Origin of the sequence: Nocardiopsis sp. FR4, from assembly GCF_009830945.1 — a bacterium.
In the GTDB taxonomy this organism is placed as follows: domain Bacteria; phylum Actinomycetota; class Actinomycetes; order Streptosporangiales; family Streptosporangiaceae; genus Nocardiopsis.
Genome location: NZ_VWVV01000003.1, coordinates 60781 through 73472 on the forward strand (window position 1 = coordinate 60781; position 12692 = coordinate 73472).

At 71.9% G+C, this 12692-nt stretch carries 11 protein-coding genes and 1 tRNA gene; 4 read left to right on the forward strand and 8 right to left on the reverse strand.

The annotated features are described in order from the left end of the window. Positions 1-26 precede the first annotated feature (26 nt). Complete coding sequence (locus FYW95_RS04985; RefSeq protein WP_201294699.1) at positions 27-566, forward strand: TetR/AcrR family transcriptional regulator; 540 nt, start codon at positions 27-29, stop codon at positions 564-566. 849 nt (positions 567-1415) lie between these two features. Here the strand turns inward: FYW95_RS04985 and FYW95_RS04990 are convergent. Both FYW95_RS04990 and FYW95_RS04995 read right to left on the reverse strand, forming a co-directional pair. Then, positions 1416-1504 (reverse strand) — tRNA-Ser (locus FYW95_RS04990). A 186-nt stretch (positions 1505-1690) separates the two neighbouring features. After that, a complete protein-coding gene (locus FYW95_RS04995; protein ID WP_159941618.1) occupies positions 1691-2218 on the reverse strand; it encodes a SigE family RNA polymerase sigma factor in 528 nt (175 codons plus the stop codon). A 393-nt stretch (positions 2219-2611) separates the two neighbouring features. On the opposite strand from FYW95_RS04995, the gene FYW95_RS05000 reads away from it, so the two are divergent. After that, positions 2612-3583 carry a hypothetical protein gene (locus FYW95_RS05000; RefSeq protein ID WP_159941619.1) on the forward strand — a complete coding sequence of 324 codons (972 nt, stop codon included), beginning with the start codon at positions 2612-2614 and terminating at the stop codon, positions 3581-3583. A 2-nt stretch (positions 3584-3585) separates the two neighbouring features. After that, the gene (locus FYW95_RS05005) at positions 3586-4647 is read left to right on the forward strand and encodes a MauE/DoxX family redox-associated membrane protein (RefSeq protein ID WP_236572105.1); all 1062 of its coding nucleotides are present in this window, start codon (positions 3586-3588) and stop codon (positions 4645-4647) included. A gap of 99 nt (positions 4648-4746) precedes the next feature. Here the strand turns inward: FYW95_RS05005 and FYW95_RS05010 are convergent, their stop codons facing one another. Next, positions 4747-4974 (reverse strand): hypothetical protein, encoded by a 228-nt coding sequence (locus tag FYW95_RS05010; protein ID WP_159941620.1) that lies wholly within the window; start codon positions 4972-4974, stop codon positions 4747-4749. Between the two features lie 102 nt (positions 4975-5076). Next, positions 5077-5742, reverse strand: a complete 666-nt coding sequence (locus tag FYW95_RS05015) for a hypothetical protein (protein ID WP_159941742.1) — start codon at positions 5740-5742, stop codon at positions 5077-5079. A gap of 210 nt (positions 5743-5952) precedes the next feature. Here FYW95_RS05015 and hisC point away from each other — a divergent pair, with 210 nt between their 5' ends. Then, on the forward strand, positions 5953-7035 hold the full coding sequence (gene hisC / locus FYW95_RS05020; RefSeq protein ID WP_159941621.1) for a histidinol-phosphate transaminase: 1083 nt from the start codon (positions 5953-5955) through the stop codon (positions 7033-7035). 114 nt (positions 7036-7149) lie between these two features. Here the strand turns inward: hisC and FYW95_RS05025 are convergent, their stop codons facing one another. The 4 genes from FYW95_RS05025 to purD all read right to left on the reverse strand — a co-directional run bounded on the left by FYW95_RS05025 (position 7150) and on the right by purD (position 12689). Then, positions 7150-8415, reverse strand: a complete 1266-nt coding sequence (locus FYW95_RS05025) for a transcriptional regulator (RefSeq protein WP_159941743.1) — start codon at positions 8413-8415, stop codon at positions 7150-7152. A 250-nt stretch (positions 8416-8665) separates the two neighbouring features. Further along, positions 8666-9961: a UDP-N-acetylglucosamine 1-carboxyvinyltransferase gene (gene murA / locus FYW95_RS05030; RefSeq protein WP_159941744.1), complete on the reverse strand. Its 1296-nt coding sequence runs from the start codon at positions 9959-9961 to the stop codon at positions 8666-8668. Positions 9962-10329: 368 nt separating this feature from the next. Beyond that, positions 10330-11235, reverse strand: a complete 906-nt coding sequence (locus FYW95_RS05035) for a phosphoribosylaminoimidazolesuccinocarboxamide synthase (RefSeq protein WP_159941622.1) — start codon at positions 11233-11235, stop codon at positions 10330-10332. 203 nt (positions 11236-11438) lie between these two features. Next, complete coding sequence (purD, locus tag FYW95_RS05040) at positions 11439-12689, reverse strand: phosphoribosylamine--glycine ligase (protein WP_159941623.1); 1251 nt, start codon at positions 12687-12689, stop codon at positions 11439-11441. Between the last annotated feature and the right edge of the window lie 3 nt (positions 12690-12692).

The window sequence follows — 12692 nt, forward strand, 5'->3', positions numbered from 1 at the left end:
CCCGAGAACGAGTGTTGAGGGCGGCCTTGGACCTGGTGGACAGGGACGGTCTCGAGAATCTCTCCATGCGCCGTCTGGGCTCTGATCTCAGCGTGGAGGCGATGGCTCTCTACCACTATGTTCCGACCAAGGCGGCTCTGCTGGTCGATCTGGGCCAGTCCGTGGTCGAGAACGCGGTCAGGAAGGCCTCTGCGGCCACCGACGGAGGGCGGACGAGGAATGACCGGCTGTACCGTTTCGCGTTGGCGCTCCACGGTGAACTACTCCTCCGTCCCGGGGCCCTGCCCATCCTGGTGAGCCGGCCGATCTGCTCTCCGGAGTCGGTGCGGCTCCTGGACGGCGTCGCGGGGAGGCTTCGCGCGGAACGCGACGATCGGGCGCGGGTCAAACGCCTCGTCGGAGCGATCGTCGCGCTCGCGCTGGGACACGCGTGGCCGAGGCGGTCTGCGGTCTGGAGGACCGTCACCGGCACACGGTGGACCCCCGTACGTCGTCTGGCGGCCATGCCGCGTGCTGCCTTCCCCGTGGTCGGGACGCCGGCCACGAGGACTTCCTCTTCGCTCTGAAGGGGCTGCTCAACGGGGTCGAGCCACCCCACACGTCCCCCACCGTGTAGCCGAGGGGAAGGGGGCGTCGGGGTGGAGGGCGTGCTGGGCGACCCCGGTGGTCCAGGTACGCCCCTCGGTCCCTCGAGGGGACCACGGTGCCACGTTCGGCACGTCGGACACTTTCGTGCGGCACACCCGCGAAGGCCGTGCCGAGGAAGGCGCCGGTGTACGGACGGGACCCTCGACCCCGGCTCGTCCCGTGCGTCCGGGCGGGCCTGTCTCGTGCCGGATGTCCTCGAACCGGGTGAGCCAGGCGAGGATCTTCCGGTGCCCCTCGGCCCGGGCCCCGCCGGTGAGCTCCGCCGGCCCCTTGGCCTCCGGTAGCGGCAACGGGGCTCGCGAGCGGGCACACCTCAGTCGGACAGGTGGAACGGGCGGGCTCCCGCCAGGCCACACCCGGGAACCCCGAAGCAGGAGCAGGACCGGGTCAGACGGCACATCGCGAACAGGCACCCCAGCGAGGCTGGCGAAAAACGAGCCGACCTCGCTGGGTCTGTCCTGGTTGTGATGCCGGTGCGAAGAAAACCGACGCTGACTTCGGGATCGGTCTTGGGCCGGGGCTGCTCACCGCCGAGTAACCCCGTGCCCGAGGTGTCGGGAGTCGTCACACGCAGTGGTTGGAGGAGCGGCCCGTCTCGCCGCGAAGCAGGTCACTCGTGTTTGGCGCGAACTCGGCAGCTCGGCGGCCGGGACGAGGGACGGCTGGCGTGCGCGGCCGGCACGGATCCTGTGCCGACCACCCCCTGAACATGAGGAAACCTGGGGCCCCTCCCGCTGTTGCGATGAGAGAAGCCCCAGGTCGGAGCGCGGAGGATCGGGGATTTGAACCCCGGAAGGGATTGCTCCCTAACCGCATTAGCAGTGCGGCGCCATAGACCTGACTAGGCGAATCCTCCTGGCTGGGACCAGACTACAGACACGACGGACGGTTGTGCAAAACGAATCCCGTCCCGGGGGCCGCGAGCCGTCGGACCTGGGACGGGAGGCCGATCGGACCGCCCGCGCGGCGGGGGTCCACGCGGGGAGAGCGGGGTCGCCGGACCGTGTTCCCGGAGCCCTGTACCCCCGGCGGTTGGGGCGGGTCAGCCGAGAGCGCGCTCGATGACGAGGTCCGCGTCGCGGCGCAGCTTCTCCACGGCCCGGGACAGCGTGCTCTTGACGGTCCCGATGGTCACCCCCATCCGCGCGGCGATCTGCGCCTCGGTGAGGTCCTCGTAGAAGCGCAGCACCACCGTGGTCCGCTGCCGCTCCGGGAGGCGGTCGGTGGCCCGTTCCACCACGTCGGCCAGGTCGATGCGCCAGGTGGGGTCGTCCACGCGCTGTTCGGGGATCTCGTCGGTCGGGAACACGTCCAGCCGGTTGCGCCGCCACTCGGAGATCTGGGTGTTCACCATGGCCCGGCGCACGTACCCGTCCCGGGCCTTGGGGTTGGCGATCCGGTCCCAGGAGAGGAAGGTCTTGACCAGGGCCGCCTGGAGCAGGTCCTCGGCGTCGGCGTGGTTGCCCGTGAGCGACCGGGCCATGCGCAGCAGCGCCGGACCGCGCTCGGCGACGTAGCGGCTGAACTCGTCGTATCTGGGACTCTGGGCCGTTCCCGTCACGCCGATCACCGACTTTCGCGGGCGCTACGTGGGCTTTCGTCGTCATTCCTCCCTTCCCACTCTCACACAGGGAACGCAAACGACCAGGCACATCTGCCCCATGTGCCGACAAACGGCACAACCTTCCGCGGGGCGTCCGGGGAACGCGGGAGGGGCCTCCGGAGCGGCCAGTGGGGGCATTACGTGCGCTCTTGTTGGTGTTTGTCAATCTTTCGCGATTTATGTGCCCTATGCGTAGCTTTGTAACGACAGGCTGTGGTGGGTGATCCCGGGCGGCGCCGTCCGAGAAGGGCCGGTACGCACGGGATCCTTCTCTGGTTGCATGAGGTTCCGCCACAGGGGCCGTGCGCACCGGAACACGGGGCGGAGCGACGGGTCGTGGAACGAGGGGGCTCAGCCGTCATGTCAGTGTCCAACCAGGTCCGGCCGGACCGCAGGAGGCTCACCTCCGCGATCCTCGGCCCGGAGAGCGCGCCCGCGCCCACGCCCCTGGGGAACCGCGTGGTGCGCGGCGTCGTCGTCAGCGCCACCACCCGCATGCTCTGCATGGCCGTTCCCGGCGGCGAGGAACGGTTCATGTACGACCACGACACCACTTTCTGGCGCGGCCGGGACGTCGGCCCCAACGAACTGCGGCCCGGCGACGACGCCGTGGTGCTGCGCCTCCCCGGCGGCCATCCCGTCGCCAAGGGCGTGTGGGCCCAGGCGGCCCGCGCCACCGGCGTCATCGTCAGCCGCGACGGCGACACCCTGGAGATCGACCCCGGACACGGGCGTCCCCGGGTGACCGTCGTCCTGCCCTACCGCAGTTCGGGCCGGATCAGGGTCCGCCACCCGCGACTGGAACCCGGCTACGTCTTCGACGCGGTCGGTGTCTGGCAGGAGGGCGCCGTGTGGGCGGCGCGGCCCGCCACCACCCAGCCGCCCCATCCGCTCAGCGCCGCACCGCACCGGCCGCCCACCCGCCGCTACTCCAGCACGTTCAGCGGCATCGCCACCTGGTACGACCCCGCCTGCGGACGCGCTCCCCACCTGGACGAGCGCGCCCGCGTCGACGCTGTCGCCTATCCGGCGCTCGACCCGGTCGGCCACGATCCCGGGTGCGACCGGCGCACGTCCTGCGTTCCGCTTCCGCTGCTGTCCACCGGCGCCACCCTGAGCCTGCGCAACGACTGCACGAAGGACGCCGCGGCGCTTCCGGTCCTGGACTGCGCCGCGGCCGACAGTTGGCTGTGCGACCTGTGCCCGGCCTGCGGCGGCCAGGCGGCGGGCCGCGTCGCCTCTCTCACCATGACCGGCTTCGTCGCCCTCGGCGGGCGACTGGAGGACGGTTGCTTCAACGCGACCGTTACCGTCCACGACGGGGAGGAATGAGTATGCTCCCGGAGATCGTCGCAGTGGCCCGCGAGGTCCAGCTACCGCTGTTGGCGGTGCTGCTCCTGCTCGGTGCCGCGGCCAAGATGACCAGGCGGGCGGCCGGTACGGGCGGTCTCGCCGTCCTGGTGCCGCAACGCCTGCGCCGCCCTTCCACGGTGGCCACGGGCCTGCTGGAGGCCGCCCTGGCGGTCGGACTGCTGGGGCTGACCGGCCTGCCCGGCGAGGCTGCCCGGGCGCTCACCGCCGCGGTGTTCGCCGTCTCGGTCGTGGTCCTGGTGCTGGTGCGCAGGCGCGACCCGGAGGCGGGCTGCGGCTGCTTCGGCGGTCTGAGCCGCGCGCCGGTCGGCTGGCGCGCGCTGACCCGGGCCGGGCTGTTCTCGGCCGCCGCCCTGGCCGCGCTCGGCGTGGAGCCCGCGGGGTGGCAGGTGGTCCTGTCGGCCACGCCGACGCACGGCTGGGTGGCGGCGGGCGAACTGCTGCTCCTGGCGGTGCTCAGCCCCGAACTGCGGGAGGCGTCGGCGCGCGCCCTGCACAGGGAGCCGTGCGAGCTGCGCGAGGTCTCCCTGCGCCGCACGAAGCGGATCCTGCGCCGCAGCGAGGTGTGGCGCACCAACACGCCCGTGATGACCAAGGACGAACCCGGGGACGTGTGGCGCCAGGGCTGCTGGCGGCTGCTGCGCTACGACGGGGAGCGGCACGGCCGCCGCGTGGACGTGGTGTACGCGGTCCGGATCGGCGGCAGGCGCCGCACGGCCGTGCGCGCGGTCCTGGTCGACCGCGCCAGCGGAGCGGTGGTCGCCTCCTTCGGCTCCGTCGCCCAGAGCCGGCTGCCCGCCGCGCCGCGCAGGCTGCCCCACCCGCGCGAGGCGGCCAGGAGCCACGAGGAGGGCTACGACGCGGTCAGGGCCGCCCAGACCCTGCGGGCCGCGCGGGAGCATCCCATGGTGAGCGCTCTGGAGGGGTCCGGCCGGGACCGGGACGTTCCGGACGGCCATGGCCCGAACGAGCGCGGGCCGGACGGCCGTGAGCCGGACGGGCGCCAACCGACGCCGACCGGTTGAGCCGACCCGTCCCCGCTGGCTCGGTCCCGCTCTCCGGGACCGGGCCGGTGGCGTGTCCGGAGCGGGAGGTCCTCACCGCCGCCACCTGGACGGGGCCGCTCAGTCCCGGTTCTGGCCGCGGTCCGCCTCGTCCCCGCCCGGTTCGGGGCCTTCCGGGCGTCGGCGCCCGCGCAGGAACTCCTCCGCCACCTCGAACACGCCGACGGCGATCAACAGCAGACCCAGCGGGCCGCCCTGGAACCAGTGGAACCGCGCGTCCCAGAGGAACAGGGAGAGCGCCGCACCCAGCAGGATCAGCACCACGCCCAGAAGAACCTTGAAACGCACGAGCCCTCCAGATCGGTCGCCCTCGCGGCGGTGTTCGGGTGATACGCCACACCAGGCTCCCACAGGCCGCGGCCGGGCTCCACGACGGCTCCGGCCCCCGCGTCAGCCCAGCATCTGCCGCTGCCGTTCCACGGCGGCCTCGCTGAACTCCACGAGCATCTCCTCGTACTCCTCCGCCTCCCCGCCGCCGAGGATGGTCGTGGTGCCGACGACGCCGCCGTTGCGGTACATGAGGCTGACGATGCGGTTCTCCGTTCCGGCGGAGTGCACGACGATGGTGAAGGCCCGGGACTCGTCAGCGATCCGCGGCACGTCCTCCAGGTCGGCCATCCCGTAGGTGGAGGAGGTGCCGTCCTCGTAGGTGGCGGTGTACTCGTCGCAGTCCTCCGGCGCCTTCGCGGCCAGGGCCTCCGCTGCCGTGTCCTCGTCCGTGCGCACCAGCATGTGCGTCACCGCGCCCTCGGGCCACTCGTAGGCGGCCACGGAGGCGGGTGCCTTCCGCACGCCCTCCAGGGTGCCCCACCGGTTCGCGGCGGCCAGGCACTCGGGCTTGTCGGCCTCGGCTGTGGCCAGCACCTCCTCGCTGTACTTGACTGTGACAAGCTCGGAGTAGGTGCCGCTCTCGCTGCTCTCGGGCAGCAGCGTGACGTTGCGGACGTGCAGGGGCTGGGCCTGGTGCAGCTCGCTGGCGGCCTCGGCGTTGGGGTCGGCGGGCTCCGCCGCCCCGCCCCCGCACGCGTTGAGCAGGAGCGCCGCGGGCAGGGCCATGGGAAGGGCCAATGACCGGACGAATCCCTGCCTGCTTCTGGCGGATGCGCCCTGACCTGCAACGATTCGTGCCGAATTGGCGGGACGGGGGCGCAAGCACATGGTGATATCTCCTCGTTTGTGCGATATTTCCGCTGGGAGCGGTGACCGACCCGGACGCGATATTGCTGAGCGTGTCGCGGGGTTAGCACAAAGTATTGAGGAAGGACAATGGTGTCGGAGTCGAAATCGCCATATCTGCGGTCGGTGCTGGAGAGCATCCCGGAGTACAAGCCCGGCCTGAAGGTGGTCGGACCCGGCGGGCGGTCGATCAAACTGTCCTCCAACGAGAGCCCCTACGGGCCGCTCCCGTCGGTGCGCGAGGCCATCGCCCGGGCCGCGACCGAGCTGAACCGGTACCCGGACCCCGGGGCCGTCGAACTCACCGCCGCCCTCGCCCGGCGCCTGGAGGTCCCCGAGGAGCACGTGGCCCTCGGTGCCGGTTCCGTGGGCCTCCTGCAACAGCTCCTCGAAGCGGTCGGCGAGCCGGGTGTCGAGATCGTCTACGCGTGGCGCTCCTTCGAGGCCTACCCGCTCCTCGTGGAGCTGACGGGGGCCGCCTCCGTCCGGGTACCGCTGAAGGACGAGACGCACGACCTCGACGCGATGGCGGACGCCATCACCGAGAACACCCGCATGGTGCTCGTGTGCAACCCCAACAACCCCACCGGCACCACGGTGCGCGAGCAGGAGCTCACCGCGTTCCTGGACCGGGTCCCGGAGAGCGTCCTGGTGATCCTGGACGAGGCCTACCGCGAGTACGTGCGCGACCCGCGGGTGCCCGACGGCCTCTCGCTGTACCGCGACCGGCCCAACGTCGCGGTGCTGCGCACCTTCTCCAAGGCCTACGGCCTGGCCTCCGTGCGCCTGGGCTTCCTCGTGGGGCATCCGCACGTGTCCGGTGCCGTCCGCAAGACCCTCGTGCCGTTCGCGGTCAACCACCTCGCCCAGGCCGCCGGGATCGCCTCCCTGGCCGCCGAGGACGAGCTGCTGGAGCGCGTGGCGGCCACGGTGAAGGAGCGCGACCGGGTCCGCGACGCACTGCTCGCCTCGGGGTGGACGGTTCCGCCCACCGAGGCCAACTTCGTCTGGCTGCGCGTGGACGAGGACACGAACGACTTCGCCGCCGAGTGCGCGAAGGAGGGCGTCGCGGTGCGCCCGTTCCCCGGCGAGGGAGCCCGGGTGAGCCTGGGCACCCCCGAGGAGAACGACGTGTTCCTGTCCGTGGCGACCGCCTACGGCAAGCGGCGCTGACGTCCCCCGTCCGCGGGCCCGGTCCGGAACCACCCGGACCGGGCCCGCGGACGGTGTCTCACCAGCCGGCGGCGGCCACGACCCGGGCGGCGACCCGCCCGGCCCGCCGTGCGGCTACTTGCCGGCGGCGTCCTTGTCCAGTTTCTCCACGATCAGCCGGTACAGCTGGCGGGGGCGGCCCGGCTGGAGGGTGCGGTTGGGCGGCAGCGGCCACGCCAGCCCCTCCTCCACCAGGGTGCGCAGCAGCCGCCGCGCGGTCCGGGAGGTCACCCCGAGCATCCGCCCGGCGTTCTCCGCGTCGACCACCAGCGGACCGTCCTCCTCGGCGATCTTCTCCGAGAGCCGGACCAGGGTCTCGCGGCCCTTGGTCCGCAGCGGCTCCGAGGACTGCCGTGCCGGGGCGCGCTGGGCGGGGACCAGGGAGCGCCCCTCGCGGTCCACCGCGAAGCTCTGACGGGAGGCCTGGGCGCGGTTCAGGGCCGCCCGGGCGTGCGCCTCGGCGTCCTGCGTGGTGCGCCCCATGCCGATCCCGACCTCGATCGCGATGCCGAGCTCGGCCTTGATCCGCTCCACGAAGGGCGGCTGCCGGAAACCCTCGGTGGCGGTCACGAGCGAGCCGCGGGTCGCGGTGATCATGAAGGAGTGGTCGTCCAGCCGGTGCGCCGTGGCGTTGATCCGGTGCGCCTCCTGGAGGAGCAGCCGGTGCAGCGACAGGCGCAGCTCCTCGCGCCAGTAGCGGGGGGTGGAGCGGCGGGTGGAGTCGCGCAGGGTGGGCACGTCCACCACCACGACGCCCAGCTGCGCCTCCTCCAGGCGGTGGTGGGCCCCCAGCAGGCCCGCGGTCTGCAGGGCGCTGCGCACACCGGCGTTGGTCGGCCGCAGCCGCACCACCGGCACCCCGATGGCCTCCAGGCGCTCGGCGACCCCCCGCACGCAGGTGATCGCCATCTTGGTGGCCTTGCGCCGCCACAGGCCCTCGTGGAAGGAGGTCAACTGCGCGGTGTTGGTCAGCTCCTCGTGCACGTGGATACCGTCCACGGGCAGGTCCACCTCGGAGTAGGCCTCCACGACGTCGGCGCGGCTGAGCACGTCCAGACTGGCTCTGGTCGGGTCGTAGCGCTCGTCCAGGGTCGCCCGGAGCAGGGCCTCGTGCAGGCTCGCCCCCCCGAGGGGCACGAAGGTGGCGGGCATGGTCAGCACCCCGGCCTTGCGTGCGAACTCGTAGGGGACAGGGCTGGCGAACAGATAGGCGTCGATCGCCGAACCCAGCCTGACGACCTTGTCCGTCGCCTCTTGCTCATCTCGGTACGCGGCGGCGATGAGTCTGGCGTTGAGGGGCCCAGTGGACCCCGGACCCATGAGCATGACCCGTTCGACCACCTCATGGGGCCCTATGACGCCGATCGTCAAATCGCCAGTACGCTGGGCACTCACCTCGGGTTGCTCCCCGCTACCATTCCACGCTCTTCACTATGTGCGCCCACTGGTTTCCCGACCCGATCTCTGTCACGGCATGATTGCCGAGATCGTACCCATTGTGCGGGGCCAAAGAAGATCGTTTTCCATATCAACGCCGAAAGCCCGGGTGGGAGCGCGCCCCCACCCCGGCTTGACCTGCGCCTTCGGCCCCCTACGAGACGGTGACGCGCTCCACGTCGCCGCCTAGCGCAGCGAGCCGGGTCGCGAACTGAGCGTGACCGCGATCCACCAGATAACCAGGCGCCACGATTGTCTCACCTTCGGCGACCAGTCCGGCGAGCACCAGGGCGGCGCCGGTACGCAGGTCGTGGGCGATGACCTCGGCGCCGCGCAGGTCGGTGGAGCCGTGCACGATGGCCCGGGTGCCCTCCACCTCGATCTTGGCGCCCATCTTGGTGAGCTCGTCGGCCAGGGCGAACCGGCCGTCGTAGATGGCCTCGTGGATGTAGCTCTCACCCTCGGCCAGGGTGGCCAGGGCCATCAGCGGAGACTGGAGGTCGGTGGCGAAGCCCGGGAAGGGAGAGGTGACGGCGTTGATGGGCCGCAGCGGAACGGAGGGGTCCCGCTGGACGTGCAGGACCGCGCCCTCCTGGGAGAAGGCCACGCCCATCTGCTCCAGTTTCCAGCGGGCCACGCCCAGGTGGTCCAGCTGGGCGCCCACGAGGCTCACCTCGCCGCCGGTGGCGGCGACGGCCATCGCGAACACGCCCGCGTCGATGCGGTCGGACATGATGGTGTGCTCGACGGCGGTGAGCTCCTTGACGCCCTCCACGGTGATCAGGCCGGTGCCGCCACCGCTGATCTTGGCGCCCATGGCGCTCAGGAACTCGATGACGTCGAGGACCTCGGGCTCCAGGGCCGCGTGCTCGATCACGGTGGTGCCGGGGGCGAGCACGGCGGCCATGATGAGGTTCTCGGTGCCCGTGTGGGACGGGGTGTCCAGGTAGAGGCGGCCGCCGCGCAGGTTGCTGGCCTCGACGTTGATGTGGTTGCGCTCGGAGTCCTCGGTGACCTCGGCGCCCAGGCGCGCGAAGCCCCGGTAGTGGAAGTCCAGGTTGCGGCTGCCCAGGTTGCAGCCGCCGACACCCTCGATGCGGGCGCGGCCGGTGCGGTGCATCAGCGCGGGAACGAAGAGCACGGAGCCGCGGAAGCGGGCCGCGATCTCGGCGGGCAGGACGGCGCGCTCGGGGTCGTTGAGACGGGAGGCGTCGATGACGACGGTCCGCTCGGCCTCGTGGAACTCGACCTTGGCGCCCACGTGTTCGGCGAGCTCAAGAGCTCGGTAGACGTCCTCGATGACCGGAACGTTCCGTAGCACCGTACGGCCCCTGGCCGCGAGGAGGGCGGCGCCGATCATCGGCAGGACGGCGTTCTTCGCGCCTTGGATGAACGCCGTTCCACTGAGGGGGCGTCCGCCGCGGACGCGGTAACGAACCTCCTGGCCCATGCTCATGTGCTCCTTTGTGAGGCAGATGTGAAAAAAGGTCACCCTCGTCGGGTTTCGCCTGTATTGGACGCGGGTTTCCCCTGAAACGTTGCGACCATCGTGCGTGGGACCTACGCGGCCAGTGAACCGATGTTCGCGAGAACCCTATAGCAATCACCTGCGAGTACCGGTCCGAGACGTGGTATACCCGCGGATCGCGGACGGAGTCCCGTCAAACGGCCGAAGCGGTATTCGCCCGATGAGAAGGTCCTGGGATGCCGCACGCGTGGCTGCCCGCCGGTACCGGCGTCGCGCACAACGTCACCACCATACGCGCTCCCGGATGCCGATCGGCGTTCACGTGCGCCGAATCACCGCCGCGTGGTGTTTCACAGGGCGGGCTCCTCCCCGGTCAGACGCTCGTAGATCTCCGCGTAGCGACCCAGCGTGCGCTCCACCACGTGCGCGGGGAGCTCCGGCGGCGGGGTCTCCGAGGCCCGGTCCCAGCCCGACTCCGGCGAGCGCAGCCAGTCGCGCAGCACCTGCTTGTCGAAGGAGGGCTGGGGCCGCCCCGGGGACCAGGCGTCCGCGGGCCAGTAGCGGGAGGAGTCGGGGGTGAACACCTCGTCGGCCAGGACCAGGCCGCCCTCCGCGTCCCGGCCGAACTCGAACTTGGTGTCGGCGAGGATGATGCCGCGCTCACGCGCCAGCTCCCGGCCGCGCCCGTAGACCCGCAGGGTGAGGTCGCGCAGCTCGGCGGCCAGCTTCTCTCCGTGCCGGGCCGCGACGGTCCCGAAGGAGACGTTCTCGTCGTGGTCGCCCACCTCGGCCTTGGTCGCCGGGGTGAAGACCGGCTCGGGCAGCTCCGAGCCGTCGACCAGGCCGTCGGGGAGCGCGATCCCGCACACGGTGCCGTCCACCCGGTACTCCTCCAGGCCGGAGCCGGTCAGGTAGCCGCGGGCCACGCACTCCACCGGCACCATGTCCAGCCTGCGGCACACCAGGGTCCGCCCGGCCCAGTCCGCCGGGGCGCCCTCGGGCACGGCGTCGGACACGACGTGGCTGGGCACCAGGTCGCCCAGCCGGTCGAACCACCACAGGGACAGCTGGGTGAGCAGCCGGCCCTTGCCCGGGATCTCGGTGGGCAGCACCCAGTCGTAGGCCGACACACGGTCGCTGGCGACCATGACCAGCGCACCGTCGGCGGTGGCGTACAGGTCGCGCACCTTGCCGGTGTGCAGGTGGGTGAGGCCCTCGACCCGGACGGGTTCGGGCTTGACGACGAAACCGCTCACGGTTCCTGCCTTTCTGGGAGTTCGTACCCGGCGCGTACCGGGGCGGGCGCGGGGCGGCCGCGGTCGTCCACAGGTTCACGCGGGGACCGCGGACGGGGACCCGCCCCGTGATGGACTTGGAAAGGGGGCCTCGCGCCCCCTCCCCATCGGGGTGCCCTCAGCACGTCCGCCCGCGGTCGTGCCCGCCCTCGGCCGCCGCCCGGCTACAGCTCGGCCGTGGCCCGCTCGGCGATGTCGGTGCGGTAGAACGACCCCCGCAGCTCGATCAGCGACGCGGCCCGGTAGGCCCGCTCCCGCGCCTGGCGCAGGTCGGCGCCGGTACCGACCACGTTCAGCACCCGTCCGCCGCTGGCCTTGACGCCGTCCGTGCCCTCCCAGGCGGTGCCCGCGTGCAGCACGTAGGCGCCGTCCAGCGCGTTCGCCGCCTCCAGCCCTCCGATGACGTCGCCCCGGACCGGGTCGCCCGGGTAGTTCTCGGCGGCGACCACCACGGTGACCGCGGCGCCCGGTCTCCACTGGAGCGAGCCGATCTCCTTCAGGCCGCTGGTGTCGGTGGCCTGGAGGACCGCGCCGATCGGGGTGGCCAGCCGGTCCAGGACCACCTGGGTCTCGGGGTCGCCGAACCGCGCGTTGAACTCCACCACGCGGGGACCCTTCGAGGTCAGGGCCAGCCCCACGTACAGCAGCCCCTGGTAGCGCTTGCCGCGCCGGTTCATCTCCACCAGGGTCGGCCGCACGACCGACTCCATGACCTCGTCCACCAGGCCCGCCGGAGCCCACGGCAACGGCGCGTAGGCGCCCATGCCGCCCGTGTTGGGGCCCTGGTCGCCGTCATAGGCGCGCTTGAAGTCCTGCGCGGGCAGCAGCGGCAGCGCGTGCAGGCCGTCGCTGAGCACGAACAGGGACACCTCGGGGCCGTCGAGGAACTCCTCGATCACCACGCGGCCGCACTCGCGGGCGTGCCGCTCGGCGAGCGCGCGGTCCTCGGTCACCACGACGCCCTTGCCCGCGGCCAGACCGTCGTTCTTGACCACGTAGGGGGTGCCGAACTCGTCCAGCGCCTCCGACACCTGGCTGGCCGTCCGGCACACCCGGGCCCGGGCGGTGGGCACGCCGGCGGCCTCCATGACCTCCTTGGCGAAGGCCTTGGAGCCCTCCAGGCGGGCGGCCTCCTGGTCGGGGCCGAAGACCGGGATGCCCCGGTCGCGCAGCGCGTCCGCCACACCGGCGACCAGCGGCGCCTCCGGGCCGATCACGACCAGCTCGGCGCGGATGCGCGCGGCCAGCTCCGTCACGGCCAGGCCGTCCGTCACGTTGATGACGTGGTTCTCGGCCAGCTCCGAGATGCCCGGGTTGCCGGGGGCGCTGTGGATGCTGGTGACACCCGGGTCCAGGGACAGGGCGCGGACGAGGGCGTGCTCGCGGCCTCCGCCGCCGAGAACGAGGGCTTTCACTAC